The following is a 15,920-nucleotide window of genomic DNA, read 5'->3' as shown; positions in this document are numbered from 1 at the left end:
GCATTCGCGCACGCGGTGCGCTCCTACAAAAACCGGAGAGCCTTCAGGCGGCCCGGCTGGTGGCTTGTGCGCGCAGGCGGCCGAAGTAGACATCCTCCAGATCCGGCGCGACGGATTCGAAGCCCTGTTCCGGCAAGCTGTCGGCCAGCACATGCAGCAGGGTGCGGCCGCCGGCGAGTCGGGTGGACAGGATGGTCATGCGGGCCCGGTAGCCATCCAGCTCGGCCTTGTCGATCGTGCGCCGCCACACCCGCCCTTCCAGCGAGCGGATCGCCTCGCCGGGCTCGCCGGTCAGCAGCACCTGGCCCTGGCCGATGATCGCCATGCGTGAGCACAGGTCGGTGACGTCCTCCACGATATGCGTGGACAGGATCACCACCATCCGCTCGCCCAGTTCGGCCAGCAGGTTGAGGAAGCGGTTGCGCTCCTCCGGATCGAGTCCGGCGGTGGGCTCGTCGACGATGATCAGGCGCGGCTCGCCGATCAGGGCCTGCGCAATGCCGAAGCGCTGGCGCATGCCGCCGGAGTAGGTGCCGAGCTTGCGCTTGCGCACGTCCCACAGATTGACCTGGCGCAGCAGCGCCTCGACCAGCTCGCGTCGCTCGCTCTTGACGGTGACGCCCTTGAGCACGGCAAAGTGCTCCAGCATCGCCTCGGCCGAGACCTTCGGATACACGCCGAATTCCTGCGGCAGGTAGCCGAGCAGGCGTCGGGTGGCCTGCTTGTCGGCGAGCAGATCCATGTCGTCCAGCCGGATGGTGCCCTCGTCCGGATCCTGAAGGGTCGCGATGGTGCGCATCAACGATGACTTGCCCGCGCCGTTGGGCCCGAGCAGGCCGAACATGCCGCTGGGAATATCCAGCGACACGCCTCGCAGCGCCCGCACGCCGTTGGCATAGGTCTTGGAAAGGTCACGTATGGTCAGCATCGATGGCGTCCTTGGGCCGCGTGGCGCGGCTTGTGAATGCGAAGAGGTTAGGGCATCGGGTGCGTTTTCGCGTGCGCTCAAGGTCATGCATACGCGTGCGCATGGAGCGCCATTGTCATGCAATCGACGCACCTGATGCCAGACGAAGAGGGCGTGCCTTGGTTATGATTGACATCTTGCAGGCAACCGCCAGCCCCGAGCGGTTCGCCATCGCCATCCGAAGGAGTCATCATGGCCGACCTCAAAGAAGCCCGCGTTCCCGACATCGGTCACGACGGTGTCCCCGTCATCGAGGTCCTGGTCAAGGTCGGCGACAAGGTCGAGAAGGAACAGAGCCTGATCACGCTGGAATCGGACAAAGCGACGATGGAAGTGCCTTCCCCCTTCGCCGGCACCGTGAAGGAAATGAAGCTGAAGGTGGGTGACGAGGTTTCCGAAGGCGCCGTGATTGCCGTGATTGAAGCGGCCGGCCAAAAGGAAGCCGATACCGCTGCGGACACCGCTTCCCGCAATGAATCCAACAAAGCCGCCACTGCGCCAGCCAAACCGGAAAAATCCGCCCAAGAGCCGACCAGCACGGCGCCCGCCGAGCCACCCCCTTCGCCGGTCGCCGGGCAGGGCGTGGCACCGGGTAACGCGCCGGAAGGCGACATACCGCATCCGCGCCCGCCAGTCGATGCCTCGATCGTGATGCCCGGTGACGCGCCTTACGCCAGCCCGGCAATCCGCGCCTTTGCGCGCGAGTTGGGCGTGGATATCCGCCAGGTGAAAGGCAGCGGTCGCGGTGGCCGCATCCAGCGTGACGATGTCAGTGCGTGGGTCAAGCATGCGCTGGCCTCGGGTGCGCGTCCCAGCCAGGGCGGCTCGGCTTCGCTTGGCGGCTTGAACCTGCTGCCGTGGCCGAAAGTCGATTTCGCCAAGTTCGGCGAGATCGAAGAGAAGCCGCTGTCGCGCATCCAGAAGATTTCCGGCGCCAACCTGGCGCGCAACTGGGCGATGATTCCGCACGTCACCCAGCACGAGGACGCCGACATCACCGAGATGGAAGCGTTCCGCAAGCAGCTGGGCGCCGAGAACAAGGAACTGAAGATCAGCCCGCTGGTGTTCCAGATCAAGGCGGTGGTGGCGGCGCTGAAGCAGTTCCCGCAGTTCAACGCCTCGCTCGACGAATCAGGCGAGAAGTTGATCCTCAAGAAATACTTCCACATCGGCATCGCGGTCGACACGCCCGACGGCCTGGTGGTACCGGTGATCCGCGATTGCGACAAGAAGGGCCTGCTCGACCTGGCGCGCGAGCTGGGCGATATCTCGAAGAAGGCGCGCGACAAGAAACTCGGTCCGGCCGAAATGAGTGGCGGCTGCTTCTCGATCAGCTCGCTGGGCGGTATCGGCGGTACCAAGTTCACGCCGATCGTGAACGCGCCGGAAGTGGCGATCCTGGGCGTGTCCAAGGCGGCGATCAAGCCGGTCTGGAACGGCGAGAAGTTCAAGCCGCGCACGATCCTGCCGCTGTCGCTGTCCTACGATCACCGCGTGATCGACGGTGCGCTGGCCGCACGCTTTGCCTCGTTCCTGGCCAGCCAGCTCGGCGACATCCGCCGGCTGTTGCTGTAACGGGCGACCCGGTGCAGGCGATCATCGCATTGGCGCAAGCAGGTCCGGGCCGGCCGGCCCAGGACGCCTCGATGATCAGCCAGGGCGCCACCCACCTGAACACGCTTCTCGACAAGGGTTTCAGCCTGGGCGGCATCCAGATCACGATCGGTTCGATTCTCGGCGGCTTGCTGCTGTTCGGCGGCTTCCTGCTGCTGAGTGCCGTCCTGAAGCGACTGCTGCATCGCTATGGCGATCGCAACCAGCACGTCAACAAGGCCTCGCTGTATACGGTTGAGCGTCTGCTGCATTACCTGCTGCTGGTGGTGGGCCTGCTGTGGGCGATGGGTGTCACCGGCATTCCGATCGCCAAGATGACGGTGTTCGCCGGCGCGTTGGGCGTTGGCCTGGGTTTCGGCCTGCAGGCCATCTTCAACAACTTCGTCTCCGGCCTGATCCTGCTGTTCGACCGCAGTCTGAAGGTGGACGACTTCGTCGAACTGGCGTCCGGCGTGCACGGGCACGTGCGCGAGATCCGCATCCGCGCCACCCTGATCACCACCAATGACGAAATCGACATCCTGGTACCGAACTCCGAATTCGTCACCGGGCGCGTGGTCAACTGGACCTTGCGCGAGGTCGCGCGGCGACAGAAGATTCCGTTTCGCGTGCCCTACGGTGCCGACAAGGACCTGGTGAAAAAGGCCGCGCTCGAAGCCGCCGCCGCGGTGCCGTTCACGCTGACCATGAGTGGGCCGCGCGAGCCGCAGGTATGGTTGACCGGCTTCGGCGAATCCTCGCTCGATTTCTCGCTGGTGGTCTGGCTCAACGCGGAGGCCACCCGGCGCGTCGGCGCGGTGTTCGCGGCCTACAACTGGGCGCTGCATTCGGCGCTGGAGCAGCACGGCATCGAAGTGCCGTTCCCGCAGCGCGACGTGCACGTGCGGAGCTGGGTCGATGCTGCGCCGCATGCGGATGCAGGCGACGCCGGCCCAGACGGCAACGACGACGTGCTCGACAACGACGCCGCGCAGGATGTCCAGCGCGACATCGCGAGATCCTCCGCCGCCCGCGCAGATTCCCCCTCTCCCCAAGATCCGGACGCAGCGCGCTGACGTCCTGCCACATCAAGGAAACGACACCATGGCCAACACCATCGAAATCAAGGTTCCCGACATCGGCGGCCACGACAACGTGCCCGTGATCGAGGTGCTGGTGAAGGTCGGCGACACCGTCGAGAAAGAACAAAGCCTGATCACGCTGGAATCGGACAAGGCCACGATGGAGATCCCGTCCAGCGCCGCCGGCGTGATCAAGGAGTTGAAGCTCAAGGTCGGCGATGAAGTTGCCGAAGGCGCGGTGATTGCTGTGCTTGAGGTTGCCGGTGAAGCCGCGGCTGCACCGGCGCCGGCGCAAAGCGCAAAGACGGAGGCACCGAAAGCCGCCGCACCGGCGCCCGCTGCGGCCGCTGCCGCGCCGTCACCCGCAGCTGCCGGCAGCACGGGCCGCAAGGCCGACATCGAATGCAAACTGGTCGTGCTCGGCTCCGGCCCCGGCGGCTATACCGCAGCGTTCCGCGCCGCCGATCTCGGCGTGGACACCGTGCTGGTGGAACGCTACGACACGCTGGGCGGCGTTTGCCTCAACGTGGGCTGCATCCCGTCCAAGGCATTGCTGCATGCGGCTGCGGTGATCGACGAAGCCGCAGCGATGGAGGCGCACGGCGTCAGCTTCGGCAAGCCGAAGATCGACATCGCCAAGTTGGCCAGCTTCAAGAGCAAGGTGGTCGGCCAGCTCACCGGCGGCCTCGCCGCGATGGCCAAGCAGCGCAAGTTGCGCACGGTCGTGGGCACGGGCGAGTTCGTGTCGCCGAACGAACTGGAGGTGCAGACCAGGGACGGCGCGAAGCTGATCCGCTTCGAGCACGCGATCATCGCCGCCGGTTCGCAATCGGTGAAGCTGGGCATGTTCCCGTGGGACGACGAGCGCATCATGGATTCGACCCGCGCCCTGGAAATGAAGGACGTGCCAAAGAAGCTGCTGGTCGTCGGCGGCGGCATCATCGGTCTGGAAATGGCCACCGTGTATGCCGCGCTGGGCAGCGAAGTGACCGTGGTCGAGTTCATGGATCAGCTGATGCCTGGCGCCGACGCCGACCTGATCAAACCGCTGTCCAAGCGCCTCGGCAGCCGGCTCAAGGGCGTCCATCTGAAAACCAAGGTGACCAGCGCCAAGGCGAGCAAGAAGGGTATCGAGGTCGGCTATGAAGGCGACAGCATCCCGGAAACCACGCTGTTCGACCGCGTGCTGGTGTCGGTCGGTCGCTCGCCGAACGGCGGCAAGATCGGCGCGGACAAGGCCGGTGTGGCGGTCAGCGAGCGCGGCTTCATCGACGTCGACACGCAGATGCGCACCAACGTGCCGCACATCTTCGCGATCGGCGATCTGGTCGGCCAGCCGATGCTGGCGCACAAGGCCACGCATGAGGCCAAGGTCGCCGCCGAAGCGGTGGCTGGTCTGAAGAGCCACTTCGACGCGCGGGTGATCCCGTCGGTCGCCTACACCGATCCGGAAATCGCCTGGGTCGGCGTGACCGAACGCGAAGCGAAGGAAAAGGGGCTGAAAGTCGGCGTGGGCAAGTTCCCGTGGGCGGCGTCCGGCCGGGCGATCGGCATCGACCGTACCGAGGGCTTCACCAAGCTGCTGTTCGACGAGGAAACCCATCGCGTGGTCGGCGGCGGCATTGTCGGCGTGCACGCCGGCGACCTGATTTCCGAGATCGCGTTGGCGATCGAGATGAGCGCGGAAGCGGCCGACATCGGACTCACCATCCATCCGCATCCCACGCTGAGCGAGTCCGTCGGCATGGCCGCGGAAGCCTACGAAGGCACCATCACCGACTTGTACATGCCGAAGAAAAAGTAGGCTGGTACAAAAAAGCCCGGGCAAGCCCGGGCTTTTTTGCCGCGCTGGTTGCCGTGCGCGGGGGCGCCCCGCGGCGGCGGGCGGCTTACTCGGTCGTCGGCTTCGGGTGCTCTGCCTTGAACTGCTTCCACTGCGCCCGGCGTTCCTGTGCCTGTGCCATGAACGTGGCCGCCTGCGCTTGCTGCTGCGGCGTCAGTACGGCGTATATCTTCGCGCGCAGGTTGGCCTTGCGCAGCACCCGATCCTGGGTCGCCTGGCCTTCAGCCTTGGCCAGGTTGGCCGCGGCGGCCTGGTAGCCGACCTGGTTCGGGGTCATCGACTCGAACGCGCGTCGCTGCTGGCGCAAGGCTTCGCGCGGCGCCTTGTTCTGTTCGCGATCAGCTTGCACGATCTGCTTGACGCTGGCCTTCTGCGCGTCGCTGAGATCGAGCTTGTGCAACATCATCATCTGGCCGTGATGACCATGATGACCGCGCCAACCGTGATCGCCGTGGCCACCCGCGTCGGGTGCAGCCATCACGGCGGTGCTGCCGATGGCCAGGGCCGAAGCCAGGGCCAGACCGAGAAGTGTGTGCTTGCGCATGGTGCTTGCCTCTGTGGTGGGGAAGGTACGCCACCATTTGACGACACGATTGCGTATATGTTCTTTGCGTGGGGGTAAAGAACGGTAAAGCACGTGGTGCCCGGCGGGCACTTCCGTATTGAATGGCTGCCATGCAAACGCCCAATCCATCCCGCATCCTGATTGCCGACGATGATCGCGCGCTGTGCCGACTGCTGGCCGACTACCTGCAGCGCGAAGGCTTCGTGGTCGATGTCGCGCATGATGGCGAGACGGCATTGGCGCGCCTGCGCAACCCGGCCGAGCGCCCCGATCTGCTGATCCTCGACGTGATGATGCCCGGACGCGACGGGCTCGATACCCTGCGCGAGTTGCGCACGCAGCATCGACTGCCGGTGATCATGCTGTCGGCCCGTGGCGAACCGGTGGATCGCGTGATCGGGCTGGAGCTCGGTGCCGATGATTACCTGGCCAAGCCGTGCCTGCCGCGCGAATTGCTGGCGCGCGTGCGTGCGCAGTTGCGACGCAACGCCCCGCTGGCCTCGGGCACGGTGCAGGCGGGCAACCTGCAACTGTTCCCGGGTGAACGCCGTGCCCAGGTCGGCGAGCAGGAGTTGTCGCTGACCGGCGCCGAATTTTTGCTGTTGCTGGGGCTGGCCCAGCGTGCCGGCGAACTGGTGGACAAGGCGGTGCTGACCCGTCTGGCGCTGGGTCGCGAGCTGGAACGCTTCGACCGCAGCATCGACGTGCATGTCAGCCGGCTGCGGCACAAGCTGGCCGATGCGTCGCCCGATGCGCCGCGGATCGAGTCGGTGCGCGGCTCCGGTTACGTACTGGTGGTGAGCGCACCATGAACCCGATCAAGAGTTCGTTGTACTGGCGATTGCTGGTCTGGTTCTGCGTGGCGAATCTGCTGGTGCTGTTCCTTGGCGGCTTCCTTGCGCGGCGTTTCGTCGAGTACACCACCGCGATCGAGATCGACTGGGCGGCGCTGGCACAAGAGGCTGATCAGGCCTACGAGGCCGGCGGTCGAGATGCGCTTGCCCGATGGATCCGTGAGCAGCGCCAGCAAGGAGTCGAGGCCACCTTGTTCGACGCCGGCGAGCCCCTGGTTCCGATTCGTCTGCACGGACCGACGCGCGCCCTGCTGCAGGAGTGGTTGCCGTCAGGGCAAAGCATCGTGATGCAGCCGCGCAAGGGTTTCTACGTAGCGCTGCAGCAGGTTACCGGCGCTGACGGCCACACCCGCCAATTGCTGGCGATGAGTCGCTCGCACGTGCGCTTGCGCCCGCAGACGCGCGACAAGATCTATCTGGCCGTCCAGTTGCTGTTGTCACTGTTGTTCATCGCCGCGGTCGGCTGGTGGGTGGCGCGCAGCGTGGCGCGCCCGGTGCAGGCGCTGCGTCGGGCGACCCGGCGCATGGCCGAGGGCGAGCTGTCGACCCGGGTCGGCCGTCAGCGAGGGCTGGCACATGACGAGCTGGCCCAGCTGGCCGGCGACTTCGACCTGATGGCCGCGCGGATCGAGGCACTGGTCGCGCACGACCGCAGCGTGTTGCAGGATCTGTCGCACGAATTGCGCTCTCCGCTGGCCCGCCTGCAACTGATCATCGACCTGGCCCGACGCAGCAATGATCCAGCTGAAGCCGAGCCCTACTTCCTGCAGGCCGAGGGCGAGATCGCCCGGCTCGACCGCATGCTGGGCGAGATGCTGGCGCTGTCGCGGATGGAAGGTGGCTTGCCCGGGATGGAGTGCGAGCGAGTGGATCTGGCCGCGTTGGTCCGTGACGTGACGGAGCAGTTCCAGATCGACGCTGACGCCAGCCACGTCGAACTGAAGTTTGCCGACGTCGACTCCCTCGTGGTCTCGGGCAACGCCATGCTGCTGGAGCGTGCGTTGGGCAATCTGCTCGCCAACGCGATCAAGTTCAGCCCCGACGGTGGCGCAGTCGAGCTGACTTTGTGCGCCGGGCAAGGGCTTGCCCAACTGGTGCTGCGCGATCACGGACCGGGCGTGCCCGATGACGAACTGGGCTCGCTGTTCCGGCCGTTCTTCCGGGGCAGCAACGCGGCACGGGCAGAAGGTCATGGGCTGGGGCTGGCCATCGTGGAGCGCGTGGTGCAGGTGCATGGCGGCAGCATTGAGGTACGCAATGCCGATGGCGGCGGGCTGGAGGTTCGGCTGGCGTTGCCGCTGGCGTAGCGCCGTTGCCGTGATTGGCCGGCGTGGGTGGAGCGTCGCATGGCCGGGAGTCAGGCCGCCTTGGCCACCATCAGGTGGTAGATGTTGCGCAGGCCCGCTTTCACGAACCCGCAGCGCTCATAGACTCCAATCGCCGGATTTTCCGGATGAACGGTCAATGAGACCTGTCGATAGCCGCTGTCCCACGCGGCATCGAGCGCCGCCTGCATCAGCTTGCGTCCGTATCCACGATGCTGGAATTCCGGTTCGAGTGCGATACCAAGCTGCGGAGTTTCGTCATCCACATAGGCCAGGCCGACGCCGTCCTTGATCAATCGCATCCAGCAAGCGCCCGCTGGCCGGCCATCGACCAGTGCGACGGCGCCCACGTCCGAAGCCAATCCCCAGTTTTCGGCGTAGATCCGGACGCCGGGGGACTCGAGTGTCTCGCGCGGCCGCAATGGCGCCGGAGGTGGGTCCCAAAGCGCGATGTGCAGCCAGTGCCACAACGACTCCTGGTCGGAAGCGTGCAGGTGGCGGAAGGTGAGCGTTTCGTGGGGCATGATTTATGGGCAGGCGAAACCGTTCGAATCAGAGAAGACTCTTGCGCCGCAGCGGCGTCGGGTTCACCGCGGATCGCGCAGGCATGGAAACCCGATGTCGTTGTTGTCGTCAGCGAGTCGCACCGGAAGCGGTGGCCGGCCAACCCTCCGCCGTGAGTTTTTTCTTCATGGTGGCAAGGTCGCGAACCTGCACCATCAGCTTGCCGTTCGTGGTCGTGCCGTTGAGCCCCATGTAGGTATGACCGTCGTTGTCCCTGAGTTCCACGACCTGCATGCCGTTGTGCATCATCGGGGTCAGTTGGATGTGTCGCCTGCTGCCGTCCGAAAGCGTCACTGTCGTGCCGTATTGCCCCGAGAACTCGTGGCCAAAGACGAAGTTCTGGTTCACCTCATCGAGCGAAACAAGGAACTTCTGCTGGGACAGCGGGGCAGGGCTCGGCCGGGGCGCCGCGGACGCGACCGGAAAATGGGAGATGCCAACACCGATGCCGATGCCTGCAACCAGAAGCAAGCTGCCTGTGATCGCGTTACGTTTCACGACGCCCCTCCTCAGATTGACCAACACTGAACTCGACCGACGGTGTAGCCGACCGTCTCAACTGACTGCTTGGCGCCGACCGTACCAGTCGAGGCGCCTGCTGGACCAGTGCAGCAAGGTATGGACATGCTGCAAACCAGCTCAGCGTCACCGAAGGCTGCGACATGGCGCCCGATTCGGTTATGCGGCGCGGTTAGCGGTGGCAAGCGGAACCGACCTTGCAACTGATTGGATGATTTCAATCGTCGTTGTCGATTCTTCCGAGGCTGGTTCGTCGTACCGGCACCAACCCGAAGAGGAAGCCCCCGTGACCCGCATGATTTTCGTCAACCTTCCCGTCGCCGACCTGTCCGCGTCGATGGCCTTCTACACCGCCCTTGGCTTCACCAACAACCCGCAGTTCACCGACGACACCGCGGCGTGCATGGTATGGAGCGAGTCGATCTACGTGATGCTGCTGACGCACGGCAAGTGGCGCACATTCACCGAGCGACCGATTCCGCCGTCCACGTCCAGCGAGGTGTCGCTGGCGCTGGCGCTGGACAACCGTGAGGCGGTCGACGCCATGATCGAAGCAGCTGCGACCCATGGTGGCACCGCCGACATCAATCCCGTGCAGGATCTTGGTTTCATGTATGGCCGCGACCTGACCGATCCCGATGGACACGTGTGGGGGCCGTTCTGGATGGACATGTCAAAAATGCCCGCCGGCTAGACGCAGGAAGCGAGCGCTCGCAGGCGTTGCCGTGCGAGCGCCGCATCAATCAAGCATCATGACGGCGCCAGGTTCACTCGATTGGCGTGGTTTGCCTTTGCAAGTGGGACCTGGCTCCCTGTTCGATCCAATCGCCGAACGGATTCAGCGATCCTGCCTGGGGCGATGAAAAGCACAAAGTTTGTGACCGTCAGGATCACGCACATAGGCCAGGTGCATGGGCCCCATCCCGCCCTGGCGAAGGCCCGGCGGATCCTCGATGGAGACCCCGCCATGCGCAACGGCGGTGTCGTGGAATTGGCGCACCATCTCGGGTGAGCTGCACTTGAACCCGATGGTGCCACCATTGGCAACAGTGGCTGGCTCATTGTTTATGGGTTCGCTCACGCAAAAGACGCTACCGTCGTGCTGATAGAACAGCCGGGTCTGGCCGGTGGCCGCCGTATTGCGTGCGGGCTCTCCTGCCCCGAGCGTCCCGAGCACTGCGTCATAGAACCGCTTTGACCGCTCGATGTCGTTTGAACCGACCATGATGTGACTGAACATCGCTTCTTCCTCGGGCATGTTCGCGGGTCTGGACAGGATTGAGCAAACCCGCATGTGGGAAAACCATGTGCTGACGTCACGCGTGCTGCGCTACCGCAATGCAGTTCGCAGATTGGCCGCCAGCTCGATACGTTCCTCGGTGGTGTAAGGCATCTTGAGCCCCCCATGCAGACCGTCATCGGTGTAACGAGGAAATACATGAAGGTGGTAGTGCCAGACATCCTGGTCGCCGGCCGGCCCGTTGTGTTGGCGAGTAGATATCCCTTCGCAACCGAAGACCTTCTGCATGGCGTGCGCCAGGCGGCGCGTGGCACGAAAGAAGTCGCTGCCAAGGTTGTCGGGGATGTCCAGCACGTTCTCATAGTGATGCCGGGGTATCACCAGGCAGTTGCCTTTTATCCCGGCGTAGTGGTGAGTCGGAACCAAGGCGAACACGTTCGCGTCCGTCAGGACAACTGCCGATTCCGGAGCAGGCGATGGAAGTGTCTCGGCAATACCGCAGAACGGACATTCGTATCCTGATGGAGCATTCTTCATGAGGCCCAACGTAGCGGTCAGGTGGACTTGGTGCGAATCTGCATGATTACAAGGGGGCGCCACCCCGCTTGGCTCAAGACAAGAGTGGCTCCGAAGTTGTCGAGCAACCTTCATGGTATGCGACGTTCTCCATCATTGGTCGCACAGCGACCCCGTTTCACATCCCGCGCATCGAGCGGCCAAGTTTTGGTCCCTCGAAACTGAAGGAACAAACTGCTTGGCGCAGAAAGACGCGACACAACCCTCAGCGGGTTCGTGTCTGATCCCACACCCCAAATACCCACGACATGCCGACGCATGCCCCGAACGTGAGCAACCAGCGATAGGCATCGGGCGGCAGTGCCGGCAGCGATGTGCGGATCGCGGTGAGCCAGTCGCCGCCATACAACACGCTCACCACAACGGCGACCAGCAGCATGGTGATACCCAGGCTCACGGTCAGCACGCGTTCGAAGCGCATGTCGATGCTTTTCGCTGATGTGCCGGCAACCTGGTTGGCCATCTGTTGCGCAAAGTCGATCGGCAGGCCATCCGTCTGCGGTTCGCGCAAGACGCGCGCCAGCAGGCGATAGCGCTGTGCACGAGCATCGTCGGCGGCAGGGTCGAGTTGGAGGCGTTCGCGTCGCGTGGCTTGTTCCTGCACCAGCCATTCGCGCTCTTGCGCGGGGTCGGTAAAGCGCGGGATGTGATCGTCGGTGGTTGGATTCATGCGGCAACTCCAAGGCGGGTCTCGAGTTCGCCGCGCAGGCGAAGTCGGGCGCGGAACAGGTGGCTCTTGATGGTACCCGTGGCCAGGCCGGTCATGCGGGCAATCTCGGGGATGCTCATTTCCTCGAGGTGATACAGGGTAAGCAGGCTGCGTTGCAGGGGCGACAGTTGGTCGATGGCGGCGTGCAGATGCTGGGCGGTCTGCTGGTCGGCCCAGGCGGCTTCCAGGTCGAAGCCGTCGCTGGCTTGCTCGAGCAGGTTGATTTCATCGTCCTCGCCGCCGTTGTCGACCAGCGGGATGCGTTTGCGCTGCAGGTGGCGCAGCGCGATGTTCCAGGCGATCCGCCCGATCCACGATTTCAGCGCGCTCTCGTAGCGGTATTGGTGCAGCGACTGGTGCACGCGCAGGAATGTGTCCTGGCACAGCTCGCGTGCATCTTCGGGGTTGCGCACCATGCGCTGGATGATGTGCCAGCACAGGCCCTGATGTTCGCGCACGAGGCGCGCGAATGCGCCCGGCCGGTCGGCCAGTGCGGCATCGACCAGTTCGCGGTCTCTTTGGCGTGGGTCGTCCATGGGGGCACAGATACGCGCACTGCCTCGGCGGTTGCAAGTGCATTGCTGCAACCGTGATGACGTGGCGTGTATCTGTGGCTTCAGGCGGTCGCCTTTCGCGGCCATTCACCACGGAGATTCTGTATGGACTTTGGCATTTTTATTCCTATCGTGTTGTTCATCTGCATCACCTACGCGATCAAGGCGGTGGTCGATGCCCGCGTGCGCAGTCGCATGGTGGGTGCCGGCGGTTCGGAGGAACTGGTCAAATCGCTCATGCTCGACGAGGAGCAGCGCCGTCGGCATTCGTCGCTGCGCTGGGGCATCGTGCTGGTTTTCGTAGGCCTGGGGTTTGGCTTGATCCAGTGGTTTGGCTGGCAGGAAGTGACCGCCGGCATGGTCGCGGTATTGGCTGGCGCGACCGGTCTGGGCAACCTGGTGTTCTTCGCGGTTGCACGCAAGCTGGCCTGAAGCTGGTTCAATAGCGGGTATGCGCCGGTCGCCGGCATACCCGCAAGTGAGTCGGCAACGTGAATGAGCAGCTGTTGTTCAACCTGGTGGATCTTGCCGGCACGTTCGCGTTCGCGATCAGCGGCGCGACCGCGGCGCGACGTTGCAACCTGGATCTGTTCGGGATTCTCGCGATTGCCTACATCACGGCTTGCGGAGGCGGCATTGCCCGCGACTTGTGCATCGGCGCGATTCCACCGGCGGGCCTGTCCGACTGGCGTTACCTGGCCACGGCCGTGGTTGCCGCGGTGCTTACGATCATGGCCTATCCGTGGGTGGAGCGGCTGACTTATCCGGTGCGGTTGTTCGATGCGATGGGACTGGGCCTGTTCGCGGTGTATGGCGCGCACAAGGCGCTGGTGTTCGGTCACAACGCCGAGGTGGCGATCCTGCTCGGCATCGTCACGGCGATCGGTGGCGGCATGGCGCGCGACGTGTTGCTTGCGCGCGTGTCGATCGTGCTGCAGGAGGAGATCTACGCCTCGGCGGCGCTGGTCGGCGCCGCGCTCGCAGTGCTGGGCGAGTATCTCGATTGGCCGGCGGTGTGGGCGACGTGGCTGCCGATCCTGGTGTGCTTCGGGCTGCGCTTCCTGTCGTTGCGCCTGCACTGGAACCTGCCGCGCTTTGGTCGCGGCAAAACCGGCTGAGCAACCGCCTTCGCCGGGAGTTTCGCGGGACGGCGACTCGCCGATAGCCGGGCAACCGCCATTGGTCATCTTTGCGCGCATATCACTGCATGCTAGCTTTCCACGGTCGGGCGGGGAGCCTGGTACCCAAGGGAGCTGTTCCATGACCGCAGCGAGCGTGCGCATCGAGTCCGTCACCAAGCGCTTTTCCGGCCATACCGCGGTGAATCATCTGTCCATGGAGATCGCCGCCGGCGGCATCTTCGGCCTGCTCGGGCCCAACGGCGCGGGCAAGTCCACGACGATCCGCCTGATCATGGGCATCCTGGAACCCGACGAAGGCAAGATCGTGTTGTTCGATTCGCCGCACAACAGCCGGGCGCTGTCGCAGCGCATCGGCTACCTGCCGGAAGAGCGCGGGCTGTACAAGAAGATGAAGGTGCTCGATCACCTGATCTTCCTGGGCGAAACCAAGGGCATCAGCCGCGCCGACGCGCGCAAGCGTGCACAGGCCTGGCTGGAGCGGCTTGGCGTCAGCGATTGGGCCGCGAAGAAGGTCGAGGACCTGTCCAAGGGCATGCAGCAGAAGGTGCAGTTTGCCGGTGCGCTGTTGCACGAGCCCGAGCTGGTGATCCTGGACGAGCCGTTTTCGGGGCTGGACCCGGTCAACGCGCAGGTGATGAAGGACATCGTGGTGGCGATCGCCGCCGAGGGGCGCACCGTGCTGTTCTCCACCCACGTGATGGAGCAGGCCGAGCGGATGTGCGACCACATCGCGATCATCGCGCGCGGCGAGATGGTGGTGAACGGCACGGTGGCGCAGGTCAAGGAGGATTTCGGCGGGCGCCACGTGGCGCTGGGCTTTACCCATGACAAGGCGCGCGCGGCGAACATCCTGGCCGACCGCAGCCTGATTGCCCATGTCGACGATTACGGTGCCAGCGCCGAGCTGCAGATGGCCGATGGTGCCGATCCCGAACAGCTGCTCGCGGCGTTGGTGCGCGAAGGCGTCGGTCTGCGCCGCTTCGAGGTGGTCGAGCCGTCGCTGCATGCCATTTTCATTGCCAAGGTCGGCGCCGATGCTGCCACCGCCCACGCCGGAGTGGCCGCATGAAGAAGATCATTGCCGTTGTCCGACGCGAGTTTGTCGAGCGCGTCCGCACCAAGGCGTTCGTGATTTCCACCGTGTTGCTGCCGGTGTTCATGGTGGCGATGGTGCTGCTGCCAGCGCTGATGATGAGCGGCGGTGATCGCACCAGCACGATTGCGGTCGTGGACGCATCGACCACCGGCCTCGGCCAGCCGGTCAGCCATGCGCTCGAAGCCGAGAAACTTGGCAGCGGCCCGAAGGCCAAGCTGCGCTACGCCGTGCAGGTATTTCCGGCCGCCAGCAATGACCTGGCCAAAGTGCGTGACGGCCTGATCGCCAGCACCGGCTTTTCCGGCAAGACGCGAAAGGACGGTTTTGATGGCGTGCTGGTGCTGACGGACGACACGCTAGCCAAGGGCAAGGTGTCCTACTACGGCGGCAACGTGGGCTCGCTGGAATCGATGTCCAAATTGCAGCGTGCGGTATCCAACGCACTTGCCGGCGTGCGTCTGGCCAAGTCCGGAGTGGACGCGGCGCTGGTCAAGCAGGCGATGAAACCTGCAGATCTGGACACGACCAAGGTCTCCGACGGCAAGTTGACCGGTCAGAGCGGGAAGGAATCGTTCATGATCGCGTACTTCATGGGTTTCATCCTGTACATCGCGATCCTGATCTACGGCCAGCAGACGATGACCTCGGTGATCGAGGAAAAAACCTCGCGCATCATGGAGGTGCTCACTTCGTCGCTGACCCCGTTCCAGATGCTGTTGGGCAAGGTTATTGGCGTGGGTTCCGCAGGGCTGGCCCAGATGGCGATCTGGGGCGGCACGATCTTTGTGCTCAGCAGCCAGCGCATGCCGCTGGCGGGCATGTTCGGCATGAGCGCCGACGCTGCCCAGAGCTTTCCGATCCCGAGCATGCCGCCCGGCCTGCTGGTGGTGTTCCTGCTGTACTTCGCACTGGGTTTCATGCTTTACGGCGCGTTGTACGCGGCGATCGGCGCGATGTGCAACACCATCCAGGAGACGCAGCAGTACGCGATATTCGTCACCGTGTTTATCATCGTGGGCTTCTTCGCCGTGTTCGCGTTGATCAAGGATCCAACCGGTCCGCTCGGCGTGACGATGTCCTACATCCCGTTCTTCGCGCCGTTCACCATGCCGGTGCGATGGTCGCTGACCTCGGTGCCCCCGCTGGAACTGGTGGCGTCCCTGGGGTTGATGGTGGTGGCGCTGCTGGCCTGCGTGTGGCTGGCCGCGCGGATCTACCGCACCGGCATCCTGATGTACGGCAAGAAGCCGTCGTGGCGCGAATTGTGGCGCTGGATCCGGGCGTGAGCGCG

Annotated in this window: 18 protein-coding genes; 10 read left to right on the top strand and 8 right to left on the bottom strand. The window is 64.4% G+C overall.

Annotated elements, in window-relative coordinates; all coding sequences use genetic code 11:
* Positions 1 to 43: 43 nt before the first annotated feature.
* A complete protein-coding gene (locus AC0L58_RS14225; RefSeq protein WP_473684486.1) occupies positions 44 to 928 on the bottom strand; it encodes an ABC transporter ATP-binding protein in 885 nt (294 codons plus the stop codon).
* A gap of 231 nt (positions 929 to 1,159) precedes the next feature.
* Between AC0L58_RS14225 and aceF the strand changes: the two genes are divergently transcribed.
* The 3 genes from aceF (at position 1,160) to lpdA (ending at position 5,446) form a co-directional block, all read left to right on the top strand.
* Positions 1,160 to 2,542 (top strand): dihydrolipoyllysine-residue acetyltransferase, encoded by a 1,383-nt coding sequence (gene aceF, locus AC0L58_RS14220; protein WP_473684484.1) that lies wholly within the window; start codon positions 1,160 to 1,162, stop codon positions 2,540 to 2,542.
* Between the two features lie 71 nt (positions 2,543 to 2,613).
* Entirely contained in the window at positions 2,614 to 3,636 is a 1,023-nt protein-coding gene (locus AC0L58_RS14215; RefSeq protein WP_473684482.1) for a mechanosensitive ion channel family protein, read from the top strand.
* Between the two features lie 28 nt (positions 3,637 to 3,664).
* Positions 3,665 to 5,446: a dihydrolipoyl dehydrogenase gene (gene lpdA, locus AC0L58_RS14210; RefSeq protein ID WP_473684480.1), complete on the top strand. Its 1,782-nt coding sequence runs from the start codon at positions 3,665 to 3,667 to the stop codon at positions 5,444 to 5,446.
* A gap of 85 nt (positions 5,447 to 5,531) precedes the next feature.
* On the opposite strand, the gene AC0L58_RS14205 is transcribed toward lpdA, so the two are convergent.
* Positions 5,532 to 6,029: a Spy/CpxP family protein refolding chaperone gene (locus AC0L58_RS14205; protein ID WP_473684478.1), complete on the bottom strand. Its 498-nt coding sequence runs from the start codon at positions 6,027 to 6,029 to the stop codon at positions 5,532 to 5,534.
* 131 nt (positions 6,030 to 6,160) lie between these two features.
* On the opposite strand from AC0L58_RS14205, the gene AC0L58_RS14200 reads away from it, so the two are divergent.
* The gene (locus AC0L58_RS14200) at positions 6,161 to 6,862 is read left to right on the top strand and encodes a response regulator (protein WP_473684476.1); all 702 of its coding nucleotides are present in this window, start codon (positions 6,161 to 6,163) and stop codon (positions 6,860 to 6,862) included.
* The gene (locus AC0L58_RS14195) at positions 6,859 to 8,211 is read left to right on the top strand and encodes a sensor histidine kinase (RefSeq protein WP_473684474.1); all 1,353 of its coding nucleotides are present in this window, start codon (positions 6,859 to 6,861) and stop codon (positions 8,209 to 8,211) included. Before AC0L58_RS14200 ends, AC0L58_RS14195 begins: the two co-directional genes overlap by 4 nt.
* A 50-nt stretch (positions 8,212 to 8,261) precedes the next feature.
* Here AC0L58_RS14195 and AC0L58_RS14190 read toward each other — a convergent pair whose 3' ends face one another.
* Together AC0L58_RS14190 and AC0L58_RS14185 are read right to left on the bottom strand one after the other, a co-directional pair.
* Positions 8,262 to 8,753 carry a GNAT family N-acetyltransferase gene (locus AC0L58_RS14190; RefSeq protein ID WP_473684472.1) on the bottom strand — a complete coding sequence of 164 codons (492 nt, stop codon included), beginning with the start codon at positions 8,751 to 8,753 and terminating at the stop codon, positions 8,262 to 8,264.
* 109 nt (positions 8,754 to 8,862) lie between these two features.
* Positions 8,863 to 9,291, bottom strand: coding sequence for a hypothetical protein (locus AC0L58_RS14185; protein ID WP_473684470.1), 429 nt, complete (start codon positions 9,289 to 9,291; stop codon positions 8,863 to 8,865).
* A gap of 307 nt (positions 9,292 to 9,598) precedes the next feature.
* Here AC0L58_RS14185 and AC0L58_RS14180 point away from each other — a divergent pair, with 307 nt between their 5' ends.
* On the top strand, positions 9,599 to 10,006 hold the full coding sequence (locus tag AC0L58_RS14180) for a VOC family protein (protein ID WP_473684468.1): 408 nt from the start codon (positions 9,599 to 9,601) through the stop codon (positions 10,004 to 10,006).
* Between the two features lie 144 nt (positions 10,007 to 10,150).
* On the opposite strand, the gene AC0L58_RS14175 is transcribed toward AC0L58_RS14180, so the two are convergent.
* The 4 genes from AC0L58_RS14175 to AC0L58_RS14160 all read right to left on the bottom strand — a co-directional run bounded on the left by AC0L58_RS14175 (position 10,151) and on the right by AC0L58_RS14160 (position 12,373).
* On the bottom strand, positions 10,151 to 10,552 hold the full coding sequence (locus tag AC0L58_RS14175; RefSeq protein ID WP_473688748.1) for a VOC family protein: 402 nt from the start codon (positions 10,550 to 10,552) through the stop codon (positions 10,151 to 10,153).
* Positions 10,553 to 10,642: 90 nt separating this feature from the next.
* A complete protein-coding gene (locus AC0L58_RS14170) occupies positions 10,643 to 11,047 on the bottom strand; it encodes an HIT family protein (protein ID WP_473688746.1) in 405 nt (134 codons plus the stop codon).
* 286 nt (positions 11,048 to 11,333) lie between these two features.
* A complete protein-coding gene (locus tag AC0L58_RS14165) occupies positions 11,334 to 11,798 on the bottom strand; it encodes a hypothetical protein (RefSeq protein WP_473684465.1) in 465 nt (154 codons plus the stop codon).
* Positions 11,795 to 12,373, bottom strand: a complete 579-nt coding sequence (locus AC0L58_RS14160; protein WP_473684463.1) for an RNA polymerase sigma factor — start codon at positions 12,371 to 12,373, stop codon at positions 11,795 to 11,797. The genes AC0L58_RS14165 and AC0L58_RS14160 overlap by 4 nt, the downstream gene beginning before the upstream one ends.
* Positions 12,374 to 12,496: 123 nt before the next feature.
* On the opposite strand from AC0L58_RS14160, the gene AC0L58_RS14155 reads away from it, so the two are divergent.
* The 4 genes from AC0L58_RS14155 (at position 12,497) to AC0L58_RS14140 (ending at position 15,915) form a co-directional block, all read left to right on the top strand.
* Complete coding sequence (locus AC0L58_RS14155) at positions 12,497 to 12,823, top strand: DUF6249 domain-containing protein (RefSeq protein WP_473684461.1); 327 nt, start codon at positions 12,497 to 12,499, stop codon at positions 12,821 to 12,823.
* Between the two features lie 59 nt (positions 12,824 to 12,882).
* The gene (locus AC0L58_RS14150) at positions 12,883 to 13,509 is read left to right on the top strand and encodes a trimeric intracellular cation channel family protein (RefSeq protein ID WP_473684459.1); all 627 of its coding nucleotides are present in this window, start codon (positions 12,883 to 12,885) and stop codon (positions 13,507 to 13,509) included.
* Positions 13,510 to 13,651: 142 nt separating this feature from the next.
* Positions 13,652 to 14,602: an ABC transporter ATP-binding protein gene (locus AC0L58_RS14145; protein WP_473684457.1), complete on the top strand. Its 951-nt coding sequence runs from the start codon at positions 13,652 to 13,654 to the stop codon at positions 14,600 to 14,602.
* Positions 14,599 to 15,915, top strand: coding sequence for an ABC transporter permease (locus AC0L58_RS14140; RefSeq protein ID WP_473684455.1), 1,317 nt, complete (start codon positions 14,599 to 14,601; stop codon positions 15,913 to 15,915). The genes AC0L58_RS14145 and AC0L58_RS14140 overlap by 4 nt, the downstream gene beginning before the upstream one ends.
* Positions 15,916 to 15,920: the final 5 nt, after the last annotated feature.

The sequence above is a fragment of the Rhodanobacter sp. G2-10 genome (assembly GCF_055809185.1).
The sequence above is the reverse complement of the archived record's forward strand: the minus strand, read 5'-3'. Positions and strand labels throughout refer to the sequence as shown.